Origin of the sequence: Antiquaquibacter oligotrophicus, assembly GCF_020535405.1 — a bacterium.
GTDB classification, from domain to species: Bacteria; Actinomycetota; Actinomycetes; order Actinomycetales; family Microbacteriaceae; genus Rhodoglobus; species Rhodoglobus oligotrophicus.
In genome coordinates this window covers 1,544,362-1,565,823 of sequence record NZ_CP085036.1, presented here as the reverse complement: position 1 = coordinate 1,565,823, position 21,462 = coordinate 1,544,362, and the positions used below count along the sequence as shown (strand labels likewise).

The following is a 21,462-nucleotide window of genomic DNA, read 5'->3' as shown; positions in this document are numbered from 1 at the left end:
TAAGGGGAGTCGCGCCGCACCCAGCATCAAACGCCTCGGGTGAGGAAATGGCCTGATCGGGGTAAGGCTCGACCGCGACGAGTCGGGGTGTGCGTGATTTTTCGGGTTCACGCACGCGTCGCTCGGGCAAAACTAGCATGTCCGCATTTCTGCGGACAACCCGCAATCGCGTTGTTGCCCCGGACGGGGGACAGCTACCCCTACCCCAGAATGGGGGTCACTGGTGGATGTACTCCAGGAGATCGGTGCCCACCGTGCGCATCCCCTCGAGAACACGCAGTCGAGCCGCGAGTGAATCATCGTTGAATTGGATCGACACGGCGTAGGCGACCGATCGCGAGCTGCCGCGTACAGCGCCCGCCTCGGCGCGCACCCCGGCATCCGTTCCCGTCTTGTTGACGAGAAGTGTTGAATGATCTGCGCCACGATGGGCCAGCGGGTCGAGCCCGAAGGCGCTCGCCACCATGGACAGGTCGCAATTCAACGAGAGCCAACCGAGGACCCTTTGGCTCGTGAGCGCATCGACCACCTCGTTGCGAGCGAGAGCCCCGAAAAGCCACGTCAGTTCGGTGGTCGATCCGACCGAGAGTTGGGGCGCGTCATCCGGCCCTCGGCTGTCACGCACGAGATCGAGGAGCGCCGTGCGCATGAGACCGAGGGACTCGGTGCGCGACCGGACGGCCGCGAGACCAACCTCCCGCAGGAGCACATTGGTCGCGAGGTTGTCGCTTGTCGATGCCACGAGCGAAGCGAGGTCCGCAATGGGAAGAGACGGCGCCTGGAGGTGCTGCCAAATACCCGAATCGCCCACCGCATCGGGTGGGGTCTTGTCGAGAATGCCGTAGCCGGAGAACTCCCGACGGGTGATGCGCGCCGACACCTCGATGAGCAGAAGGATCTTGCCGATGCTCGCCGTGGGAAGCACGATGCGATCGTCGATGGCGAGAAGAGTCTTGCCGCTGGCGAGGTCCACGGCACTCGCCGATACTCGTGCGCCTTCGTACGCGAGCCGCCCGAGCGCGGCAAACGTGGCGGAGAAGTTCTCGTGCTCCCCGGTGCCGGCATGCTGCGGGGCGCGGGGGGTGCGAAGACGCTCCCTGCGCTCTCGGGCTCGGGTGATCTCTACCAAATGGTGACGCGGTCTTTCGGGTCGAGCCACAGTGCATCGGACTCGCTGACATCGAAGGCGTCGTAGAACTCGTCGATGTTGCGCACGATCTGATTGCAGCGGAACTCGCTCGGCGAGTGCGGGTCGATCGTCAAGAGGCGCACAACCTCTTCGTCTCGCGCCTTCAACTGCCATGCCTGAGCCCACGAGAGGAAAAACCGCTGAGCACCCGTGAAGCCGTCGATGACGGGCGGCTCCTGGCCGCCGAGCGAGAGGAGGTAGGCCTTCCATGCGATCGAGAGGCCGCCGAGATCACCGATGTTTTCGCCGATCGTGAGCGCGCCGTTGACATGGTGGTCGGGTACCTGGAGAGGGGCGAGCGCGTTGTACTGCTCGATGAGGGATGCCGTGCGCTCCTCGAACGCGGCGCGATCCTCGGGCGTCCACCAGTCGGTGAGCTTGCCGTCGCCGTCGTACTTGGACCCCTGATCGTCGAACCCGTGGCCGATCTCGTGACCGATGACGGCACCGATCGCACCGTAGTTCGCAGCGGCATCCCGTGTCTCGTCGAAGAAGGGGAACTGCAGGATGGCCGCAGGGAACACGATCTCGTTGAACCCTGGGTTGTAGTACGCGTTGATGGTCTGCGGCGTCATGAACCACTCATCGCGATCGAGCGGCTTGCCGATCTTTCCGAGCTCGCGCTGGAACTCGAACTCGTTGGTCGCGCGGATGTTGCCGATGAGGTCGGTCGCGTCGATCTCGAGGCTCGAGTAGTCGCGCCAGCGGACGGGGTAGCCAATCTTGGGTGTGAACTTGGCGAGCTTCTCGAGGGCTCGCGCTCGTGTGGCCGGCCCCATCCACTCGAGTTTCTCGATGCTCTGGCGGTAGGCCTCGACGAGGTTGGCGACGAGGCCGTCCATTGTGGTCTTCGCCGCCTCCGGGAAGTGCCGCTCGACGTAAATGCGCCCAACAGCCTCACCCAGCGCACCCTCGACGAGGCTCACGCCGCGCTTCCACCGATCGCGGATCTGCGGGGTTCCCGTGAGCGTGCGGCCGTAAAAACCAAAGTTCGTCTCGACGAACTCCTTCGAGAGATATGGAGCGTTGGAGCGCACAACCTGCCATGCGAGCCAGTCGCGCAGCGCGGCCAGGTTGTCGTCACGGAGAACCGACTCGAGACCGCTGAGGAAGCTCGGCTGACGCACGACAACCTCGTCGAACGAACGCTCCGGGACGCCGAGCGCGGTGAGCCAGACGTCGAGGTCGACGGAACCGGCGAGGTCGTTGGCCTTCTGCCACAGCATGGGGTTGTAGGTTTTCTCGCTGTCGCGAGAGGTGACGTTGTCCCAGTGATGGGTCGCGAGCTCCGTCTCGAGGGTCATGATGCGGCTGGCGCGTGCGGCGGCGGAGTCGTCACCCTCACCGTCCAGATCGACGAGGGTGAGCATCCGCTCGATGAAATGGACGTACTCGGTACGGATATCGGCGAAGCCGTCTTCGCGGTAGTACGACTCGTCGGGTAGCCCCAGACCGGACTGTTCGAGGAAAACGAGGTAGCGGTCGGGCTGACCCGGATCGTTGTCAACGAAGGCCGCGAAAAAGCCGGACGCCCCTCCGCGCTCGAGCCGCCCCAGGGTCGCGAGCACATCGGGGATGCTCGAGACTTCGGCGGCGGATGCGAGGGCCTCCGCGATCGGTTCTGCGCCCAGCGCCTGGATACGCGCCTCGTCCATGAAGCTCGCGTAGAGGTCACCGACCTTGCGAGCCTCGGTGCCGGGATCTGCCGACTGGGACTCGATGATGATGTCGCGCACCGCCTTCTCGGCCTCCTCGGCGAGGAGGTAGAAGGACCCGTACCTGGCCTTGTCGCTGGGAATCTCGGTGCGATCGATCCACCGCCCGTTCACGTGGCGGAAGAGGTCATCCTGCGGGCGGATGCCCGGCTCGAGTTCATCGGGGTCAATGCCGGAGGCTACGCTCATGCCGAAATCCTAGTTCGCCGAACCGACGCGACCGCTGTCAGTCGCTCAGGGTGTGCGGCGGCGGAGCGTGAGAGAGGCCACGGCCAGTGACACGATCGTGAATGCGCCGATCACGATGAGCGGCTTCGCGAAATCCCAGCCCCCGTCGCCTGCGGTGACCGCGGTGATCGCGTCGATGGCATAACTCAGGGGCAACCAGTCGGAGATGGCGTAGAGCACATCGGGCATGGTGTCCCGCGGCACGAGGAGGCCCCCCAGGAAGATCTGGGGGAACACGAGGACGGGCATGAACTGTACGGCCTGGAGTTCGGTGTTCGCGAACGCACTCGCGAGGAGTCCGAGCGCCGTGCCGAGGATCGCGTCGAGAACAGCGACGAGCCCGAGTTGCCACAGCGGACCCTCGACCTCGAGGCCGCACACCCCGACCGCGAATGCGACGGTGACGATGGCCTGAATCGTTGCCATGACCCCGAATGCGATGGCGTAGCCGAGGATGAAGTCGGCTTTGCCGAGCGGGGTGGAGAGCAATCGCTCGAGTGTGCCCGAGCGCCGCTCCCGGAGTGTCGTGACCGACGTGATGAGGAACATCACGATGAACGGGAAAAGCGCGAGGACGGGCCCGCCGAAGTTCTGGAACACTCCGTCGTTGTCGACGAAGAGCCACGCGAAGAGTCCGACAAGCAGGCTCGGCGCCACGAGCATGAGCGCGATCGAGCGTGGGTCGTGGGAGAGCTGACGCAGGACTCTGGCCGCGGTCGCGAGTGTGGCAGTGGGGCTCATGCCGCGCGCCCCGCACGTTCGATAAGGGTCAGGAAAGCGTCATCCGGGTTCGTCGCGCCTGTTTGTTCGAGGAGCCCCGCCGGTGTCGTGTGGGCTACGAGCGCTCCATCGCGCAGCAGGATCAGATCGTCGCAGCGCAGAGCCTCGTCCATGACGTGGCTGGAGACGATGACCGTGACGCCGGAGTCGGCGAGGGATCGAAAGATGCTCCACAGGTTTTCGCGAAGAAGCGGATCGAGTCCGACGGTCGGCTCGTCGAGCACAAGCAACCCCGGCGTACCGAGCATGGCCGTGGCGAGCGAGACCCTGCTGCGCTGCCCGCCACTCAGGGACGCGATTCGCTGGCGGGAGTAGGGCCCGAGCTCGACCTGGTCGATGACACGTTGCACGTCTCCCGTGGGTGCGCCGAGCACACGGGAGAAGTACTGCAGGTTCTGCCGCACCGTCAGGTCGTCGTAGACGGATGCCGCCTGCGTGGCATACGCGACCCTGCGACGCAGCGCGCGCGACCCCGCAGGTGCTCCGAGCACGGTGATGGTGCCGGCGGCGATGCGCTGAACTCCGACGATGGACCGCAGGAGTGTGGTCTTGCCACACCCCGATGGACCGAGGAGTCCCGTGATCGCGCCCTGTCGCACGGCCACGTCGAAACCGTCGAAGACCGCGACCCGTCCGCGCGTCACGCGTAGCCCCGCGACCTTCACCGCGTTATTCATCATGCGGTGTGAAGAGGTCGGCCTTTGTGCCGAAATAGTGATGGACGAGGGATGCATCGACTCTCGCTCGACCCGCGATACCGCGCATGGTCGCGCCGTCGTACCCGAGCTCCCCGAACTCGTGGGCCGCTGCCGCGAGAATCCGCTCGCGAGTGTCGAGACTTTCGCCTCGGCGCGGGCGGCCACGGCGACGTGGTGGCAGTGCGTACTGCATCACGTCAGCCTAGGCGGCACCTACCTGCCAGCGAAGAGGTTCACACCAACGGCGGCGAGCGTGCCGCAGACAACACCCCACAGAACTATCGAGATGGTCTGCCACAGGATGACCGCATTGCGCGATGCGCCGAAGGAGACGATCGCAGCCGAGGTGATCTGGCTCGGCAGCACCAACTGACCGAGCAGGCTCACGCCCGGAACCCCGAAACGATCGAACCGCTCTTTGAGCTTCTGCCGCCGCGGGCTGAGCACCTTCTCGCTGTCGCGTGTCACCCGCTCGCGCACGCGGTGTGCGGACAACACAAAAACGAGCATGGAGATGATGTTGCCGACAATCGCCGCAGGGATGGCGACGAAGGGCGAGAGCCCGGCGAGCACCCCGATAACGGAGCCGAGGTAGGACTCAACGAACGGGATGGCACCGAGGAGGATCACGCCGAGCCACTGGAGGGCGGCCGGGAGGCCTTCGGTGAAGTTCTGCAGGGCTTCGAGCATGGTGGGATCTCCTCGTTAGTACACTGTGCTATCGGTTCATCGAGACTAGCACACTGTGCTAGTACACTGTGCTAAAGGGAGGTGCCATGAGCGCACGCCGCGACGAGATCGTTGAAGCAGCACGACTCGTGTTCCTCGAGGGTGGGGCATCCGCCGTCACCGTGCGCTCGGTAGCCTCACGCGCGGGTATCGGCGCGAGCACCCTCCGGCACTACTTCCCCAGCCAGCGGGACCTCCACAACGCGGTGTTTACCGCCGCCTTCGACGCCAACCTCCACGACCTGCGTATTCGCGACACGACCGTTCCCCCTCGCGATCGGCTGCTGGAATGCCTGTGGCAGTTTCTTGAGGCCGCGGACTCCACGGAGGCTGCACTCGAGGCGTGGCTCGAGGGTTTCGCGTCGATGGTGCGTCAGCGCGCGACCCCGGAGATGCGAGCCGCCTGGACGGCGTTCACCCGACAAGCGCAGGTGCGCACCGTTGCGTGGCTCGAGATTCTCGACGAGGAGGGCGCGATGCTCCCGGGCACCGCAGACCGCCACGCTCGAATGCTCCTGGCGCTCATCGACGGGCTCGCCGTCGCCATGCTCGTGCCGGAGACGCGCCCGACCCGTGACCAGTTGCGCGAGACGCTCGGCGACGCCGTGGCGACGGTCGTGACGGGCTAGAGCGGCGCTCCCTGTCCCGCGGCGCTGGCGCGCTGACCCCACCGACCGAGCATCAGCACGGACACCGAGAGCAGCACGCTCCCCGTGACCGCGATGACGAAGTCCATGAAGAACTGCATGACCAGAAACGACGGTATGAACGACAGCACGGCCGCGACGACAACCACGGCGGTCGGAGGTGTCGGCATCACCTCGCGCGGTGCCTCCCAACGACCGACCACGAGCGAGAGCCCGAAGACGCCGGCCAACACCAGCACATAGAGGAGGGGTCGCGACCACCACCACGCCGCCGTTCCCGGCTCGGGCGCGGCACCCGGGATGAGCAGCGTGACTCCGGTGAGGATGAGGATGACGGGCAGGTGCCACAGGTAGATCGTCATCAAGCGGGTACCTGCGAGGAAGACGACCGCCCGTGCGGCATGGGTGTTCATGAGGGCGGCGAGCGCCGGGCGAAGCAGCCGCAGCACGCATGCCTGCGCGATGGCCAACGCGACGAGTGGGAGCGTCGGCGGGTTGAGGTTGGTGAGCATGTTGTCGGAGTACGGACCCCACGTCGTGAGTGGGACGAGGCTGGCATAGGCGATGGCCGCGATGGTGACGAGCTGCCAGGCGGGGCGCCGGCCGAACCATCCGTCGGCGTACCAGAATCCGATCTGCTGCACGAGAAGCCACACAAAAGCGAGGTTGAGAAGACCGATCTGCTGGATGCCGGTGCTGTAGCGCACGGCATCCACCACGATTGCGCCCGCCAGCAATACGACCACGGTCGCTCGTGGTGCGCGCGTATGCCAGCCGACCATGAAGGGCACGAGCGCTTGGCAGAGCGTGTACGCCGCCAGGAACCACAACGGCGATGCTGCGCCCTGCACGGCCAGGGTTACGAGCTCGGGTGCGACCGCGAGCACCATCGCCGCCCCGATCACGATCGCGTAGAAGATGTACAGAGGCAGGGCCGGCTGCGCGAGTCGCAGTACCCGGTTGCGCACGTAGTCGGCGCCCGTTCCGCCGCGCCGCGTGAGACTGCGCCAGGCCGTGATCGACGCGAACCCACCGACCACGAAAAACAGGGGCATGATCTGACCAGCCCAGGTCGCGAGCGGAAACCACGGCGCAGCACCCAGAGGGCTCTCGGTCGGGGTCTGCGCGATGAGCTCGCCATCCGCTCCGACACCCACCCCCACCATGAGCAGGTGAATCACCACAACGAGCAGCACGCAGAACACGCGGGCCAGGTCGAGGGTCAGATCGCGCTTCGACAGGTCGATGGATGCTGCGGCCGTCTGCGCCGTCGGAGTGCGTGCCATTCGACCAGCCTAGGAAAACGATGCGCACTCACGGCGATATCCACAGCCATTCCTCGCCCGCCAGAGGAATCAGTGTGAAAGCTTGATACGTTTCTACGTTCAAACGTAGTATCGATTCATGATCGACAAGGATACGGATGCCCTCCGCCTCGCCATCACGTCGCTCTCCGACCGCGTGGCAGCGCTGGAGGGTGCACGAAACGAGCGCAGCGCGCCCACCGCGGCGTCCGGTGACGCATTGTGGGCGCTCAGCGGGCTGCGCGAGCGCCTGGCCGAGCATCCGTCGACCGAAAAGGGCGCAGTAATGATCGTCGGCTCCATCACGACGCCGACGGGTGCGGTCGCCGAATGGCAGCAGGGCGCGGGCACCGAGGGACTGTTCGAGGTCGACTGGGGCGAGAGGGCTGCGGGGTTCGCGGCGCTCGCCCACCCCGTGCGGCTCGAACTCCTGCGCCACGTCATGTCGGGCACGACCTCGACCTCCGGCCTCGCCGCGATCGAGTCGCTCGGTACCACCGGCCAATTGCATCACCACCTGCGCCAGTTGCTCGCAACCGGATGGCTGAAGCAGAGCGGGCGAGGCAGCTACGAGGTGCCCGCAGCCCGCGCCGTACCGCTGCTCGCCTGCCTTGTGGCGGTGGAACGATGAAGCGCGCCGTGCTCGGCCTCTACCGGGTGCGAGGAGCCATCCTCCTTGTGGCGGTCATCGGGATTCTCGCCACGATCCCGCTGCGGATCATCGCGCCCGGCCTCGGCGACGTCGCCACGATCGTCATTCGTGTGGGCATCGGAGGGTTGGCGCTGGTCGCCATCCTCGCGTTGGTGGGGTGGCGGCTGTTGCCGCAGCATCCGCCCACGGATGTCGCGGCGCCCGTCACCGGAAGGTGGCTCGCCGTGAACAGCCCAACCACGAAGGTACCGAGCCACGGCGTGCGGGCTTACGGCCAGGCGTACGCGATCGATCTTGTGCTCGACCCGGAGTCGCCCGACACCGCACGACCGCAGTTCTCCTCGGGGCGCGCCTTCCGCGCCCCGGCGGAGTACCCCGCCTTCGGGCAACCGGTGCGCGCCATGGTCGATGGGGTTGTCGTGACGGCATCCGACGGTCTGCGGGACCACCGCGCCCGATCGAACTGGCCGGCGCTCCTCTATATGTTCGTCGAGGGCGCAGCGCGTGAACTCGGCGGGCCGCGCTTCATCGTCGGCAACCACCTTGTCATCGAGGCCGAGTCGGGGGTTTTCGCCCTCGTCGCGCACCTGCAGCGCGGGTCGATCCGCGTGAAGGTCGGCGATCGGGTGCGGGCAGGGGACGTGATCGCCCTGTGCGGCAACTCCGGCAACAGCACCGAGCCGCACGTTCATGCACAGCTCATGGATCGACGCTCACCCCTTACTGGGCAGGGATTACCGATGACGTTCGGCGGCGAACCACTCCCGCCCGACGGAGAGCATCTCAAATAGGGGCGCTAACGCGGCGGCGCCGTTGTGTTGCCGACGCGCAGCTCGCTCGTGAACGACGCCGGAGCGGCCTCGCCGTCACCGAGGAGGTCGACCGCCGCGCGACCCGCGGCTCGCCCCTTGTCCACCGAGGGCTGAGCCATCGTGGTGAGCTCGTAGTCACCGGCACCTTCGATACGCACACCGTCGAAGCCGATGACACTCAGATCACCCGGCACCGCGAGTCCCGCCTCCTCGGCAGCACGGATGACACCGAGCGCGAGCAGATCACTCTGCGCGATCACGGCACTGGGCCGCTCGTCCCCGGCCAACAGCATCCGACCGGCAACGAGGCCGTCCTCGACAGAGCTGCCACCGGCAACAACACCCGTCGCCTCCGAAAAGACGTCGCGAACACCGCGGATGCGCTCAAGGGTTGTGTGAACGCGGCTCGCCGCCTCGGCCTCCGCGGTGAGCGGACCGATCGTGTGTGTTCCCTCGAGCGGCAGGGTCACGAGCGCGACTCGACGGTGGCCGAGCTCGTGGAGGTAGCGAGCCGCTCGCGCCGAGGCATCCCGATTGTCCAGGTCGATGTGGAGCACCCCGTCCATTCGATCGGCTTCGATCGCCACGATGGGGATGCCGCGCTGACGGAACGCCGTGACTGGGTCGTCGAGCTCGCGACTACAGCCGACCATGATGACACCGTCGACGGGGGCAGCGGCGAGAGTCGCATGGTTGTCGCCGGTGTCCGTCAGGAGCAGGAGGGAGTATCCGGCAATCCCGAGTTCTTCCGAGACCCCGTCGAGCATGGCGATGTTCACGGGATCGCGGAACGCGTCACTCAGGCGATCCTCCATGACCACACCGATGATTCCCGACCGTCCGCGTCGCAGCGACTGTGCTCGGGGGTCCGGGCCGGCGTAGCCGAGTTCGCGTGCCGCGGCGAGCACTCGGTCGCGGGTCGCGCCGGAGACCGGCCCTGCCCCGCTGAAGGCGAGTGAAGCCGTCGAGGCCGAGACGCCCGCGAGCGCGGCCACGGACGCGAGGGTGGGCCGGCTTGCCTCGGTCGTCATGGGTTGGTAGCTTAGTCGAATCGATTCGCTCGAATCGATTCGATAGCGAATTCGCACGACCGACGGATGCCCATGACCAGCACTTTCGCCCGCCCCCAGCTCCTCGCGTGGCGTAATGCGACGTTCGCCGTTTTCGCCCTCGCCGGCATCGCGCTCGCGTCGTGGGTGTCGCGACTACCGTCGGTACGAGACGCCCTCGGCATCGAACTCGACCAAGTGGGCATCCTCATGTTCGGGCTCGCCTCCGGCTCAATTGTTGGCCTCCTCTTCTCGAGCCACCTGATCGCGCGCTTCGGCGCGCGCGCGAGCGTGCTGGCGGGACTCATCGTCGTCTCGACGGGCATCACCGTGGCAGGCATCGGCGCCCAGTTCGGCATCTTCGCGGTCGCCTGGATCGGACTGTTCGTCTTCGGCTCGGCTGCCGGCATCACCGACGTTGCGATGAACGTCTCGGGCGCCGCCAACGAACGTGCGCTCGGCAAAGCGATCATGCCGATCTTCCACGCGTTCTTCAGCTTTGGAACGATGATCGGAGCCGCGGTCGGCGCGCTCGCGGCCGCGGTCGCTCTTCCCGTCGCCATCCACATGGCGATCGTCGCGGCCATCATGGTCACAGTCACCCTCGTCTCCTACAGGTTCCTCCAGAACGATTCCGGCGAAGCGGAGTCCAGCGCAGAGGATGACAGCTCCCTCACGTGGCGCGGACGCCTCTCCATCTGGCGCGACCCGCGCACCATCCTCATCGGACTCGTTGTGCTCGCCGCAGCCTTCGCCGAGGGCTCGGCAAACGACTGGCTGACCATCGCCATGGTCGACGGCCACCACGTGACCGAAGCGTCCGGTGCGCTCGTTTTCGGTGTCTTCGTCACGGCGATGACCGCGGGCCGCCTCGGAGGGGTTGTGCTGCTGAACCGCTTCGGACGTGTTCCGGTGCTGCGGGCATCCTTCCTCGTCGCGGGGCTGGGCCTTCTTGTTGTGATCATCGTCCCCGACCCGATCATCGCCACGATCGGTGCCGCCGCGTGGGGCCTCGGCTCGGCGCTCGGGTTCCCGATCGGCATGTCGGCCGCGGCCGACGACCCCAAGACGGCCGCCGCACGCGTGAGTGCCGTCGCGACGATCGGCTACCTGGCCTTCCTCGCTGGCCCGCCGCTCATCGGAGTGCTCGGCCAGAACGTGGGCATCCTCAACGCGCTCCTCGTGGTGCTCGTGCTGTGTGTTGCCGGCGGCATTGTGGCGAGCGCCGCACGAGAGCGCGCGGATGCCACAACGAGCACCGACACCTTCGCCGACCCCAACCTGCCGCGCTAAGAGCGCGAGAGGGTAAATCTCAGGTCGGCGCACTTTACGGTCCGGCGCCTTTTCTGCGCCACGTCGAGGAAACCTCTTCACCAGCTCCCCACCTTCATGCGGTAGGCATTCGGTGGGCCGTCGTGCAAGGAAATGATCACGGCCAGCTCCGCTGACGTGGCTTCCACATCTGGGCTCGTCCCACCCTGCCGTCGCAGAGATAATCCAATTATGAGTACGCTTCGATAACGTGCATTGATTCGAGAAGCGGGAGCTGAAGTGATCAACCCTGAGCAAGCAAACCGAGTGCTGCTATCCAACCCAGAGTTCATGCAGCTTCGCGGCAGATTCAATTTGATCGGAGTTGTGCGCTTTTTCGTCTATGTCGCGGCGGTGATCACTGCGCTGGCTGCGGGATTCAACCAAGCGTATGGAGTGCTCGTCATCTCCCTGATCGCGTCATTCGTGCTCGTGATGGTTCTGAACTACAACCGCAGCGCTATCCTCGCGAGGCAGCAGGGAATTGCGTTGAGATTGGGTGTCATCACAGAAGAAGACCTACGACGTTAGGTTCCGCACTCTCGTCACTTCTTAGTTCACATTTGCGCTCCCTCACATCCCAAATACAGGAACTCGGGGGCCGCGGATGCGCCTAAACGGCGCTGGCCGAGCATCCCCCGCCACATCTCCTGTATTTGGGATCGCTAGTCGCGATCGGCGTCGGCGGTTGGTGCGCGTCGCGTGAGCCAGGGGCGGAAAACTCGCGTCAGGAGCGGCATGATCACGAAGCTCAGGAGTGCGACGAGGGTGACCGAGAGGACGAGGGTGACGACGGGGATCGGCAGTTCGAACAGAAACGGACCGAGCACGACCAGGAGAACGGTGATGCTCGGGTAGACGCCGATCCAGGTCAGGATCGCCAACTTCCAGCGCGGCGGCGGCGTCATTCGCTGTACGCCCCGCCCTCGATGTCGGCGATGAGACCCGAATCCCGAGGAGTCCACCCGAGGAGCGCACGTGTTGCGTCGCTCGTCGCGGTGACATCGGCGGAGAAGAACCTCCCGACGAAACCGAAATGCTCGACGGCTCGGGAAGGGTTCACCGAGACTGTCGGAACCTCAAGAGTGCGCCCGATCGCCTCCGCGATCGCCCGAGTCGATACCCGGCTCTCCGCCACGGCGTGGATTCGGGAGCCGGGCGCGGCGCCCTCGAGTGCGAGCGCGATCAGGCGCGCTGCATCCCGACGGTGAACCGCGGCCCACGCCGCAGACCCGTCACCGACGAAGCCCGACGAGTGTGCACGTCTGGCCGCTGCGACAAGCTGAGCAACGAATCCCGTGTCTCCGCGCCCGTGCACGGTCGGGGCGAACCGAAGCGCCACCGTTCCGACCCCTCGCTCGACGTATTCCAGTGCAAGATTCTCGCTTCCCCCTCGCAGCGATTCGGGGCCAACGGCGGGGTTGATGTCGGATTCGCGCGCGGGGCGGTCGAGGCCGGGAAAGAGCAGGCCGGATGCGAGCACGAATGTTTTTCCGGTGTCGACTAGCGCATCGGCGAGGGCGCCTACCGCGAAACGTTCGGCTCGATTGGATTCCTCCGGATGCGCCCAGTCGTGCTTGTTTGCGAGGTGCAGCACGGCATCCGACTCCGTCGCTCCTCGACGCAACGCCTCCGCGTCGTCGAGATCCCCCCGAAGTACGGTCATGCCATTTCCCGCGAGCGCGGTCGCCGCCGATTCCGTCCTCGCGAGGGCGAGGACGTCGTGTCCTCTTGTCCGAAGTTCCTCGACGGCGGCGGACCCAATCCACCCGGTTCCGCCCGTGACAAAAACACGCATCGGCTTCTCCTCATGTCAGTGTGTGACATCACTGTACGCCGTGATGTCAGAACCTGTCATCACTCGGAACTTCGCCGGTAGCATGGAGCGCATGGGACGCTGGCCTGAGGATGCACGGGGTCGACTCAAACACGCCGCGATCGCACTCTTCACCGAGCGCGGATTCGACGCCGTAACGGTTGGCGACATCGCTGCGGCGGCGGGTGTAACGGAGCGCACCTTCTTCCGATACTTCACGGACAAGCGCGAAGCGCTTTTCAGCTCTCAAGAGGAGTACAACGCTCTCTTTGTAAACGCACTCGAGTCGTCGCCCGCGACGCAACCCATGGCACTCGTCGAGGACGCACTTCGCGGGGGCGCGACGTTTTTTCCCGACGGCAAGCGCGAGCACTCGCGCGCGCGACAGGCAATCATCACGTCGAGTCCAGCGCTCGTCGAGCGCGAGTCGCTCAAACGGATTCGCCTCACCGAGGCTCTCTCCGCCGGACTCGTGGCCCGCGGCGTTCCGCCCCGCACTGCGGCTCTCGCGGCTACGAGCGGTGACGGAGCCTTTGCCCTCGCGTTCGCCACCTGGATAGCGGAAGGCGAGGACAGGCCGTTCGACGAGTGCCTCACCGAAGCACTCGATCTTCTTCGCTCTCTACACCCCTGAGTGCGCTCCCGAGCGCGCGAGCCGCACCTGTCCTAACCCCGCCCGATCCCAAATGCAGGAGTTCGGGGCTACCGGCGCCCCAGAACCGCGCTGGCCGAGCATCCTGCGCCGAATCTCCTGCATTTGGGTCCGCTAGCGTTGAACCAATGAGACTCGTCATCGCCCGCTGCTCGGTCGACTACGCCGGGCGGCTGAGCGCACACCTCCCCCTCGCGACCCGACTCCTTCTGCTCAAAGCGGATGGCAGTGTGCTCGTGCACTCCGACTCGCTCAGCTACAAACCGCTCAACTGGATGAGCCCGCCCTGCACGGTGTCGTCTATCGAGCCGGACGAGGAGCAACTCGAGGCGGGCGTGACCGAGATCTGGAAGGTCGCGCAGGCGAAAACCGCCGACCTCCTCGTGATCTCCATCCACGAGATCCTCCACGACAGCAAACACGAGCTCGGCATCGACCCGGGGCTGCAGAAGGACGGCGTCGAAGCCCACCTCCAGAAGCTCCTCGCCGAGCAGATCGAGCTCCTCGGCGACGGGCACCGCCTGGTGCGCCGTGAGTACATGACCGCGATCGGCCCGGTCGACATCCTCGCAACGGATGCCGACGGCCGAAGTGTCGCGGTGGAGATCAAGCGTCGCGGCGACATCGACGGGGTCGAACAACTTACGCGGTATCTGGAACTCATGAACCGCGACCCGCTGCTGGCACCCGTGGCCGGGGTCTTCGCCGCGCAGGAGATCAAACCACAAGCGCGCGTGCTCGCCGAGGATCGTGGCATCCGATGCCTCGTGCTCGACTACGACGCCATGCGTGGCCTCGACGATTCGCACAGCCGACTCTTCTGAGAAACCTTCCCGTGCGGCCCCCCGCTCGATAGAATTCTCCGAGGGGGGCTCATGCTCGAGACTGACGTCGCAACCGTCACGTCGGATGCCGAACTCATCGAACGCATCCGCTCTGGTGACACACGTGCCTTTGGCGAACTCTGGCAGCGCCACTACCGCCCCGCCTACCGCGCGGCTCAGCAGTTCTCGCGCACCATCGAACCAGACGACCTCATTTCTGAGGCGTACCTGCGGGTGTACCAGCAGTTGCTCGCCGGCAAGGGGCCGACGTCGGCGTTCCGCCCCTACCTGTATTCGGTCATCCGCAATGTCGCCATGACGCGCAGTGCCGCCGCGGCGAAGCTCGCAACCGACCCGTTGTACGAAGACCCGGTGGATCCGCGTCACGAATCGGATCAGATGCTCGTTGCGCTGGAGCGTTCGATCACCACCAAGGCCTTCCGTGCGTTGCCGGAACGCTGGCAGACCGTGCTCTGGTACACGGAGATCGAGGGCATGGACCCCCACGAGGTCGCCCCGCTCATGGGCATTTCGGCCAACGGTGTCGCGGCGCTTGCCCTGCGTGCTCGCGAGGGCCTCCGCCAGACCTGGCTTCAGGCTCACGTGGGCGACGATGGCAACTCGGACGAGTGCCAGTGGGCGACGTCGAAGATGGGCGGATACGCACGGCGCAGCCTCGGGTCTCGCGACACCGCTCGCATCGAGCGCCATCTGGGCGAGTGCACGAAGTGCCTCCTGGTCTCCGCGGAGATCGAGGAGATCGGGTCGCGCCTCGCGTTTGTCATGATCCCGCTCGTCCTCGGCGGGGTTGCCGGCGTCGGCTACCTCCAGACGCTCACGCAGCCCTCCATGACGGCAATGGCCGAGTCGATCCTTCCGTCGCTTCCCGAAGCCGCAGAAACCGCCGCGCACAATGACGCGATGGCTCCCGCCCTCATCGGAACGTTCTCCCTCGCGATGGTCGTCGGTAGGCGCGCGATGCTCGTCGCGATCATCGGTTCGGTCATCCTCGTGGGCAGTCTCGCCATCGGATTCTCGCGCGCTCTCGACCCCGCGCCGGGGGCTCCGATGCCCGCCCCGGTCTCCGTCACACCTTGATCCAAAAAAAGTTTGGAAAGTCGCGTCATAGCCACGTGGGTTCCGAGTCTTGTCTGGTGAAGTGCCCCTTGCTTCAGCCCCGAGTGATCGGGACCAGGGGCCGGTGCCGCGGAGTCCCCAGCAAGGCGGCACCGGCCCCCTTAGTTTTTTCCGGGGCCGCGAATGCCGCAAGAGTCTCGCCGAGGAGCCACCCGTGCCCCGCGTGATGGTCGTCTACGGTACGCGCCCTGAGGCGATCAAGGTCGCCCCCGTCATTACCTCCCTCGAGTCGACGCCGGGTGTCGACGTCGATGTCGTGGTGACGGGACAGCATCGCGCCATGCTCGACCAGGTCAACAACCTCTTTGGCATCGAGCCGCGCGTCGACCTCTCCCTCATGGCGCACGGTCAGACACTCACGTCTCTCGCCTCCCGCGCACTCGACGGGGTCGGCCGCGTTCTCGCGGAGACGCCGACGGATGCCGTGCTCGTGCAGGGCGACACCTCCACCGCCGCGGCAGCAGCCATCGCCGGCTACTACAGCGGAGTTCCCGTGTTCCACCTCGAGGCTGGGCTGCGTTCCGGCCGCCTCGATTCCCCCTTTCCCGAGGAGGGTAACCGGCGCATCATCGGCCACATCGCCGCACTGCACTTTGCGCCCACTCGCGGTGCCGCCGAGAATCTGTTGGGCGAGGGCATCGACCCGTCGAGCATCGTCGTGACGGGCAACACGGTTATCGATGCGCTGCTGCACGCCACCGATGTTCCCGCCGATTTCGACGCCGACGTGCAGGCGGCGATCGACTCCGGCCGACGCATCCTGCTCGTGACCAGTCACCGCCGCGAGTCGTGGGAGTCGGGCCTCGCATCGACCGCTCGCGCGATCGGCACGATCGTCGCGGCCCGCAGCGACGTGCACGCGGTCATCCCGCTGCACCGCAATCCGATCGTGCGGGAGGCCTTCGACGTGTCGCTCCCCGAGCAGGAGCGTGTGACGATCGTCGAACCCCTCGACTACCACCAGTTCTCGTCGCTCCTGGCGGCCTCGCATCTGGTGATCACCGACTCGGGTGGGGTGCAGGAGGAGGGCCCGAGCCTCGGCAAACCTGTGCTCGTGACGCGCGAAACGACGGAGCGCCCCGAGGGGGTGGAGGCCGGAGCATCCGTTCTCGTCGGAACCGATGAGGCCACGATCGTCTCCACCGCCCTTCGCCTGCTCGACGACGATGACGCGTACGCGCAGATGGCTCGCGCCATCAATCCCTACGGTGACGGCGGCGCCGCGATGCGTGTGGCCGCGGCGATCCAGGAGTTCTTCGGTTCCGGTTCGAGAATCGCCGACTTCGGCGGCGCCCCCGACGCGAGCCTCAGTGCCGCGCAGGCCAAGAGCAGGGGAACCGTGAGCCACACCACCAGCGTCACCGGCAGCAACGCCTCCGACAGCCTCGTGTGAGGCGCGAGCAAGGTCGACCAGAAGATGATCGCCGAGCCGAGCAGCAGGAAAAACGTCGCCCAGCCGAGGCTACGACTGCGCACTGAGCCAGCGCCGGAGAAGGCGAGAGCAAGCGACATGAGGATTCCGGCGATCTGACCGGCGGGGATCAGCAGCGGCACAGAATAGAGGAGTCGGCTTCCCCACTGCACCGGCACCCATCGGGTGTCGTGGAGGAGTTCGCCATCGTCGTCGAGGCGCACATCGAGGAAGTTGCCCCTCCCAGCCTGCTGCGGCGACGCGATCGCCGCCATGCCGCGGTCGGCGAGCGCCACAATCCGCTCCGGATGCGTCACCGTGAAGAGGATCACGTCGGATGCCGCGATCTCCGAGAACGCCGCATCCGCGAAGACCTCGGCGGCGGCCGTTGTGGTGCTGGCCGCACCACTGGCTCCCGCGAGCCGCGCGTCGAGTCCGAACCACTCGAGGTCACTTTCGGGGGTGGAGCTCGACGGAAGGATGGTGAGGAAGATGCCGTCGTACACTTCGGCGCGCTGGTCGCGTGTCGCGTCGACGGCAACGTGGGCCCCGGTGAGGCCGACGAGCACGGCACACGCGACGAGCGCTGGCGCGCGCCGGGCGACCTTACGCGCGAACTCCCTGCGTCGATCGCCCGGGAGCGCGCGACCCACCGGTCGCGACCGAACCCGCTCGAGGTCGCGCAATCGCGGAACCCACAGCAGTCCGATGACAAACCCCGGCAGAAAGGCGCCAGCGAGAAGCGGACTGGTGAGGGTGACGAGCACCGCGAGCCCCACGGCGAGCAGGTTTGCGGCGACACCGCGCGGGGGAATGTCGAGCGTGGTGACGCGGTCCGCGTACCCACCCCACAGGATGAGGAGCGCGACAAAGGCGGCGAGCACCGCGACGAGTTCGACACCCTCGCGGTCGGCCGACACGAAGAAATCGATGAACGAGCTGTCGAGCAGGATGACGACAACCGCCGCCGCGATCACGAGTCGGAAGGGGGTCGACCCCGGCAGGTAGCGAACGAGGGCGACCACGAGCAACGCGACCGCGAGGGCCAGGAGGCCACCGAGCACACGCAGATCGAGGGCGGCGCCGAAGAGGGGGGAGATCGCCTGAGCCAGCGCAACAAAGAGGTACTGGGTGGCGAAGGGGGCGGCCGGCGAAGGAGGGCAGGCCCGTCCGAACCATTCGGCCGAGTTCCACAGGGGATACACCGCTCGCGACGGGTCTGCGGTGAACGGCCTGTCACCGGCGAGACCCAGCGCGCAGAGCATCCGGAATCCGTCGCCGTCGTCGGCCATACCGACCACACTCGGCACGAAGATGCGGACGAGGAGTGCCGTCAGTGCGACGGCGCCGGCGATGACCGCGGCGAGCCACACGCGGGGTCGGTTCTCGAGCTCACCGGGTGCGATACGCGAGAGAACCGCGCTCACCCCATCGATGAGTGTGACCCGTCGTCGCGTCGACTGCCGCCCCGAGTGCCGGGCGCGGCGCCTGCCGTCAGCCGTCGACACGTTCGTTCACCGCCGTGCATCGAAGTGTCAGCGACCCGTTGTCTTCGGTGTGCAGCACTCCGGAGACACCGTCAGCGGTTGTGCCCGTGAACGTGGACCACTCGGTGACCGACGGCACGCAGCGCTGCACGATCTCCAGCTCCGACGGGATTGCGGTCACGGGCATCCACATGTTGACGTCGCGCTCGTCGTGCTCCTCCGAGCAGCGCACGTCGCGCGCGTTCTCGCCGTCGCGCACGTAGCAGCGCAACAGTCCGTCGGCGTCACCGGATGCCGCGGCATCCCGCAACGCGAAGCTCGAGTCGATCGGCTCGAACGGGGCATCCTCGGCACGCACCATCGCGAGGTCGCACCGAACCCATCGCGCGCCGCTCTCCCACTGTTCTGGCGTGGGGAGCACCGCAACCGTCCACAGCCCGTAGAGCGCCTGCCGCGGGTTCGCGCCTACGTAGGCGCGGACGACGGCTCCGTCGCACACGAGATCGGCGATCAGCCCACGCTCCTCGAGCGCCGGATACCGTGTGGCGAATCTCGTCACACTCGTGAGATCGCCGATGAGGTAGGTCTCGGTTGTGTGCGGCTGGTCACACGCGACGGCGGGAGCGCTGTCGCTCAGCACGGCGAAGTGTTCTGGTCGATCAAGGTTGTGGCACTCCCCCACGGTGGGCTCTCCGTCGGCGACACCCACCCCGGCGCCGGGTGTGGCACACCCCGCGAGGGTAGCGAGGAGGGCCGCGCACACGAGGATCGCGGCGCGAGTGTGTGGTGCGTTCAGTCTCGACGCCCCAGCCGGTCGAGCCACGAGCGGGGAATCCGCACTCGGCCGGTCGTGGCGACCACGAGCAGCAGCACGAGCGCGAGCGCCGAGCACAGCAGAACGAGTACGGAACCGACGTAGTGGTGCATGACCTCGAAGCCCCCACGTCCCCACAGTTGTAAGGCTACGCCGACGAGCACGAAGCGAGCGGTATTCGCGCCGACGGCGAGAGGAAGCGCGATGAGAACGCCTTTGAGTACCCACGAGACGCGGTAGCGAGGAAAGAGGAGTAGTGCTCCGGCGAGCACGATGACGGGGGTTGCGAGCACAAGCGACGTGCACAGGGGCGTAATGAGGAACCCGAGGACTTCGCCGGTTCCGATGCCGATATAGATGAGGTGATCGTGGGAGGTCGCACCGCCGAAGGTGAACATCCCCATGATGAGCGAAGTGAACTTCGCCTCGAGGGTGATCACGGCGCTCGAGTTGAGCGCGAGCACGAGGGCGAACCCCCACAGGGCGAGTGCGACGAGAAGCGCCGGTCTCCGCGACGATGGCGCCGTAGCGACGCGACGCCCACGCGCCCGGGGTCGAAGTTCGGCGGTTGTCATGTTTCCCTCGCCACGAGGCCGAGGTTGTCGCGCTCGGCATTACGCCGGGTTTTGCTCCACGTGTCCTTGCCGAGCACGAGCCGGGTGAGGGCGCGCACCACGCAGATATACGCCTGGTACATGTACAGCCAGTACCCCATGGCCCAGCCGATCGCGCGACCCCAACTCGCCTCGCGGGCCACCTGCTGACGGTAGATGATGGCCCAGATGCCGAACGGCAGGATGCCCGTCAGCACGATGAGCGGAATGAGCCACCACGACTGCGCAGCGAAAGCGGCGAAGCTCCCCGCGTAGAGCGTGCCCTGGGCGGCCATCGCGATGAAGGCGGCCGGCCACAACACGATTCCGGCGAGTTGGATGAAGGGGAGGAGAAGGAAGTAGGTCGCCTCGAGGGACCCCGCGTTGGTGAAGTGTTCGGAGCGGAAGATCTTGGGGAGGTACTTGGCGCACTGCATTCCGCCCTGGCACCACCGCACGCGCTGCGTGAGCAGTCGCCGCGTCTGCGGGAGCGCCTCCTGCTCGACATGGGTGTCATGCATATAAGTGTTCTGGTAGCCCGCGAGCACCACGTGGACGCCGAGCTCGTAGTCCTCGAGGAGTGATCCGTGCCATGGGGCACCAGACATCTCGGTGACGGTGTCGAGCGCCGAGAGACGGCTGAACTGGCCATTGCCCCCGAGCCCCACCGAGAAGGTGCGCAGCCGAAGGCACTGCATGGCGGCGATCGTCGTACGGAACTCGATGTCCTGCATGCGTACGAGGTAGCGGCCCCAGGCCTGCCGCAACGACGAGTGCTCCCCCTTGAGGGGGGCGGGGTCATCCCGATTGCTCATCCACACGGCGGCCTGAGCGGCACCGATCGTCGGGTTAGCGAAGGCCTTGGCTCCCGCGGCCTGACGCAGCGCGTTGGGCGCGAGGCGTCCGTCGGCATCGACAACGGCGACGATCGTGTGGCTGCGGTCGGCGTCCCGCGGCAACCAACGGCTGAGCGCACGGTAGGCCTCGTTGAGCGCCGCACCCTTGCCCTGCCGCGCATTCGGCCGGTGCCGCCGCACGAGGTGCACAAGCGGGTCGACGGATGCCACGGCCTGAACGATGCTCGCGGTGTCGTCGTCACTGGCATCATCGATGACCCACACATGCACTTCGGGGAAGGTCGTGCGGAGCCGCTCGATTGTCGCCCCGATCACCGCCTCCTCGTCACGGCACGGAACAAAAACGTGCCAACCGAACCGGCTCGGGTCCCCCTCCGGGTCTTTCGACCGTCGGAGGAAGGGCACGAGGATCAAGAGCACGTAGGCGAGGAAGATGATGAGCAGCACGAAAGCCAGGGCCTGCGCCGATTCGCTCGCGGGCATCCGATCATCTCCTCCCCAGCGATCCCGGTCGGCCCGAACCGACCGGGATCACCCCCAGTGTTGAGTACGTGATGTCTTGAGTTGTGGGTGTGCCGAACCGCTTAGGCGTGCCGCGGGCTGCGCTTAGCGCTGCGCCGCATGGCGACCCTCACGAGTAGGAAGCCGAGCACGAGCACGGCAATCCCGATCACGAAATACCAGCCGAACGGTATGGCGAGGCCCGTGACGGCGAGGCCGCCACCGATGGGAACTCCGTTGCCACTCATCGTCGACC

At 66.4% G+C, this 21,462-nt stretch carries 23 protein-coding genes and 1 pseudogene; 9 read left to right on the top strand and 15 right to left on the bottom strand.

The genetic code is table 11. From position 1 onward, the window contains the following. Positions 1-217 precede the first annotated feature (217 nt). From LH407_RS07810 to LH407_RS07785, 6 genes are read right to left on the bottom strand one after another with little or no spacing between them, the layout of a single operon-like run. Positions 218-1,129 carry a serine hydrolase gene (locus LH407_RS07810; protein ID WP_322134552.1) on the bottom strand — a complete coding sequence of 304 codons (912 nt, stop codon included), beginning with the start codon at positions 1,127-1,129 and terminating at the stop codon, positions 218-220. Beyond that, a complete protein-coding gene (locus LH407_RS07805; RefSeq protein ID WP_322134553.1) occupies positions 1,123-3,093 on the bottom strand; it encodes a M13 family metallopeptidase in 1,971 nt (656 codons plus the stop codon). The genes LH407_RS07810 and LH407_RS07805 overlap by 7 nt, the downstream gene beginning before the upstream one ends. A gap of 45 nt (positions 3,094-3,138) precedes the next feature. Continuing rightward, positions 3,139-3,873 (bottom strand): ABC transporter permease, encoded by a 735-nt coding sequence (locus LH407_RS07800; RefSeq protein ID WP_322134554.1) that lies wholly within the window; start codon positions 3,871-3,873, stop codon positions 3,139-3,141. Then, positions 3,870-4,592 carry an ABC transporter ATP-binding protein gene (locus tag LH407_RS07795; protein WP_322134555.1) on the bottom strand — a complete coding sequence of 241 codons (723 nt, stop codon included), beginning with the start codon at positions 4,590-4,592 and terminating at the stop codon, positions 3,870-3,872. Before LH407_RS07795 ends, LH407_RS07800 begins: the two co-directional genes overlap by 4 nt. Then, positions 4,582-4,803, bottom strand: a complete 222-nt coding sequence (locus LH407_RS07790) for a helix-turn-helix domain-containing protein (RefSeq protein ID WP_322134556.1) — start codon at positions 4,801-4,803, stop codon at positions 4,582-4,584. The genes LH407_RS07795 and LH407_RS07790 overlap by 11 nt, the downstream gene beginning before the upstream one ends. Positions 4,804-4,823: 20 nt before the next feature. Then, positions 4,824-5,300 carry a small multi-drug export protein gene (locus LH407_RS07785; protein WP_322134557.1) on the bottom strand — a complete coding sequence of 159 codons (477 nt, stop codon included), beginning with the start codon at positions 5,298-5,300 and terminating at the stop codon, positions 4,824-4,826. 86 nt (positions 5,301-5,386) lie between these two features. On the opposite strand from LH407_RS07785, the gene LH407_RS07780 reads away from it, so the two are divergent. Next, complete coding sequence (locus LH407_RS07780; protein ID WP_322134558.1) at positions 5,387-5,968, top strand: TetR/AcrR family transcriptional regulator; 582 nt, start codon at positions 5,387-5,389, stop codon at positions 5,966-5,968. Here LH407_RS07780 and LH407_RS07775 read toward each other — a convergent pair. After that, a complete protein-coding gene (locus LH407_RS07775; protein WP_322134559.1) occupies positions 5,965-7,272 on the bottom strand; it encodes an acyltransferase family protein in 1,308 nt (435 codons plus the stop codon). The genes LH407_RS07780 and LH407_RS07775 overlap by 4 nt on opposite strands. A 118-nt stretch (positions 7,273-7,390) precedes the next feature. Between LH407_RS07775 and LH407_RS07770 the strand changes: the two genes are divergently transcribed. Then, on the top strand, positions 7,391-7,921 hold the full coding sequence (locus LH407_RS07770) for an ArsR/SmtB family transcription factor (protein ID WP_322134560.1): 531 nt from the start codon (positions 7,391-7,393) through the stop codon (positions 7,919-7,921). Further along, entirely contained in the window at positions 7,918-8,733 is an 816-nt protein-coding gene (locus tag LH407_RS07765; protein ID WP_322134561.1) for a M23 family metallopeptidase, read from the top strand. Before LH407_RS07770 ends, LH407_RS07765 begins: the two co-directional genes overlap by 4 nt. A 5-nt stretch (positions 8,734-8,738) precedes the next feature. Here the strand turns inward: LH407_RS07765 and LH407_RS07760 are convergent, their stop codons facing one another. Continuing rightward, a complete protein-coding gene (locus LH407_RS07760; RefSeq protein WP_322134562.1) occupies positions 8,739-9,785 on the bottom strand; it encodes a LacI family DNA-binding transcriptional regulator in 1,047 nt (348 codons plus the stop codon). Between the two features lie 72 nt (positions 9,786-9,857). On the opposite strand from LH407_RS07760, the gene LH407_RS07755 reads away from it, so the two are divergent. Together LH407_RS07755 and LH407_RS07750 are read left to right on the top strand one after the other, a co-directional pair. Further along, complete coding sequence (locus LH407_RS07755) at positions 9,858-11,096, top strand: MFS transporter (protein WP_322134563.1); 1,239 nt, start codon at positions 9,858-9,860, stop codon at positions 11,094-11,096. A gap of 258 nt (positions 11,097-11,354) precedes the next feature. Then, positions 11,355-11,645, top strand: coding sequence for a hypothetical protein (locus LH407_RS07750; RefSeq protein WP_322134564.1), 291 nt, complete (start codon positions 11,355-11,357; stop codon positions 11,643-11,645). A gap of 134 nt (positions 11,646-11,779) precedes the next feature. On the opposite strand, the gene LH407_RS07745 is transcribed toward LH407_RS07750, so the two are convergent. Both LH407_RS07745 and LH407_RS07740 read right to left on the bottom strand, forming a co-directional pair. Continuing rightward, positions 11,780-12,022, bottom strand: a complete 243-nt coding sequence (locus LH407_RS07745) for a hypothetical protein (RefSeq protein ID WP_322134565.1) — start codon at positions 12,020-12,022, stop codon at positions 11,780-11,782. Further along, the gene (locus tag LH407_RS07740; RefSeq protein WP_322134566.1) at positions 12,019-12,912 is read right to left on the bottom strand and encodes an NAD-dependent epimerase/dehydratase family protein; all 894 of its coding nucleotides are present in this window, start codon (positions 12,910-12,912) and stop codon (positions 12,019-12,021) included. The genes LH407_RS07745 and LH407_RS07740 overlap by 4 nt, the downstream gene beginning before the upstream one ends. Before the next feature lie 91 nt (positions 12,913-13,003). Here LH407_RS07740 and LH407_RS07735 point away from each other — a divergent pair, with 91 nt between their 5' ends. From LH407_RS07735 to wecB, 4 genes are all read left to right on the top strand, one after another. Further along, on the top strand, positions 13,004-13,564 hold the full coding sequence (locus tag LH407_RS07735) for a TetR family transcriptional regulator (RefSeq protein WP_322134567.1): 561 nt from the start codon (positions 13,004-13,006) through the stop codon (positions 13,562-13,564). A 146-nt stretch (positions 13,565-13,710) separates the two neighbouring features. After that, positions 13,711-14,406 carry an endonuclease NucS gene (gene nucS / locus LH407_RS07730; protein WP_322134568.1) on the top strand — a complete coding sequence of 232 codons (696 nt, stop codon included), beginning with the start codon at positions 13,711-13,713 and terminating at the stop codon, positions 14,404-14,406. Positions 14,407-14,457: 51 nt separating this feature from the next. Beyond that, positions 14,458-15,504: a sigma-70 family RNA polymerase sigma factor gene (locus tag LH407_RS07725; protein WP_322134569.1), complete on the top strand. Its 1,047-nt coding sequence runs from the start codon at positions 14,458-14,460 to the stop codon at positions 15,502-15,504. A 193-nt stretch (positions 15,505-15,697) separates the two neighbouring features. Further along, complete coding sequence (gene wecB / locus LH407_RS07720) at positions 15,698-16,936, top strand: non-hydrolyzing UDP-N-acetylglucosamine 2-epimerase (protein ID WP_322134570.1); 1,239 nt, start codon at positions 15,698-15,700, stop codon at positions 16,934-16,936. Between the two features lie 17 nt (positions 16,937-16,953). On the opposite strand, the pseudogene wsfD reads toward wecB, so the two are convergent. From wsfD to LH407_RS07700, 5 genes and pseudogenes are all read right to left on the bottom strand, one after another. Further along, a pseudogene (gene wsfD, locus LH407_RS14230) lies at positions 16,954-18,327 on the bottom strand (glycan biosynthesis hexose transferase WsfD); the annotation flags it as partial. Between the two features lie 121 nt (positions 18,328-18,448). Beyond that, complete coding sequence (locus LH407_RS07715) at positions 18,449-19,264, bottom strand: septum formation family protein (protein ID WP_322134571.1); 816 nt, start codon at positions 19,262-19,264, stop codon at positions 18,449-18,451. Further along, positions 19,234-19,830, bottom strand: coding sequence for an archaeosortase/exosortase family protein (locus LH407_RS07710; protein ID WP_322134572.1), 597 nt, complete (start codon positions 19,828-19,830; stop codon positions 19,234-19,236). Before LH407_RS07710 ends, LH407_RS07715 begins: the two co-directional genes overlap by 31 nt. Beyond that, entirely contained in the window at positions 19,827-21,188 is a 1,362-nt protein-coding gene (locus LH407_RS07705) for a glycosyltransferase family 2 protein (RefSeq protein WP_322134573.1), read from the bottom strand. The genes LH407_RS07710 and LH407_RS07705 overlap by 4 nt, the downstream gene beginning before the upstream one ends. Positions 21,189-21,289: 101 nt before the next feature. Beyond that, positions 21,290-21,454: a hypothetical protein gene (locus LH407_RS07700; RefSeq protein ID WP_322134574.1), complete on the bottom strand. Its 165-nt coding sequence runs from the start codon at positions 21,452-21,454 to the stop codon at positions 21,290-21,292. Positions 21,455-21,462 lie beyond the last annotated feature (8 nt).

Bases quoted from the DNA above. Each gene is read 5' to 3' on its own strand.
- LH407_RS07805 (WP_322134553.1), bottom strand. From the start codon at position 3,093: ATGAGCGTAGCCTCCGGCATTGACCCCGATGAACTCGAGCCGGGCATC.
- LH407_RS07800 (WP_322134554.1), bottom strand. From the start codon at position 3,873: ATGAGCCCCACTGCCACACTCGCGACCGCGGCCAGAGTCCTGCGTCAG.
- LH407_RS07795 (WP_322134555.1), bottom strand. From the start codon at position 4,592: ATGATGAATAACGCGGTGAAGGTCGCGGGGCTACGCGTGACGCGCGGA.
- LH407_RS07790 (WP_322134556.1), bottom strand. From the start codon at position 4,803: ATGCAGTACGCACTGCCACCACGTCGCCGTGGCCGCCCGCGCCGAGGC.
- LH407_RS07785 (WP_322134557.1), bottom strand. From the start codon at position 5,300: ATGCTCGAAGCCCTGCAGAACTTCACCGAAGGCCTCCCGGCCGCCCTC.
- LH407_RS07780 (WP_322134558.1), top strand. From the start codon at position 5,387: ATGAGCGCACGCCGCGACGAGATCGTTGAAGCAGCACGACTCGTGTTC.
- LH407_RS07775 (WP_322134559.1), bottom strand. From the start codon at position 7,272: ATGGCACGCACTCCGACGGCGCAGACGGCCGCAGCATCCATCGACCTG.
- LH407_RS07770 (WP_322134560.1), top strand. From the start codon at position 7,391: ATGATCGACAAGGATACGGATGCCCTCCGCCTCGCCATCACGTCGCTC.
- LH407_RS07765 (WP_322134561.1), top strand. From the start codon at position 7,918: ATGAAGCGCGCCGTGCTCGGCCTCTACCGGGTGCGAGGAGCCATCCTC.
- LH407_RS07760 (WP_322134562.1), bottom strand. From the start codon at position 9,785: ATGACGACCGAGGCAAGCCGGCCCACCCTCGCGTCCGTGGCCGCGCTC.
- LH407_RS07755 (WP_322134563.1), top strand. From the start codon at position 9,858: ATGACCAGCACTTTCGCCCGCCCCCAGCTCCTCGCGTGGCGTAATGCG.
- LH407_RS07745 (WP_322134565.1), bottom strand. From the start codon at position 12,022: ATGACGCCGCCGCCGCGCTGGAAGTTGGCGATCCTGACCTGGATCGGC.
- LH407_RS07740 (WP_322134566.1), bottom strand. From the start codon at position 12,912: ATGCGTGTTTTTGTCACGGGCGGAACCGGGTGGATTGGGTCCGCCGCC.
- LH407_RS07735 (WP_322134567.1), top strand. From the start codon at position 13,004: ATGGGACGCTGGCCTGAGGATGCACGGGGTCGACTCAAACACGCCGCG.
- nucS (WP_322134568.1), top strand. From the start codon at position 13,711: ATGAGACTCGTCATCGCCCGCTGCTCGGTCGACTACGCCGGGCGGCTG.
- LH407_RS07725 (WP_322134569.1), top strand. From the start codon at position 14,458: ATGCTCGAGACTGACGTCGCAACCGTCACGTCGGATGCCGAACTCATC.
- LH407_RS07710 (WP_322134572.1), bottom strand. From the start codon at position 19,830: ATGACAACCGCCGAACTTCGACCCCGGGCGCGTGGGCGTCGCGTCGCT.
- LH407_RS07705 (WP_322134573.1), bottom strand. From the start codon at position 21,188: ATGCCCGCGAGCGAATCGGCGCAGGCCCTGGCTTTCGTGCTGCTCATC.
- LH407_RS07700 (WP_322134574.1), bottom strand. From the start codon at position 21,454: ATGAGTGGCAACGGAGTTCCCATCGGTGGCGGCCTCGCCGTCACGGGC.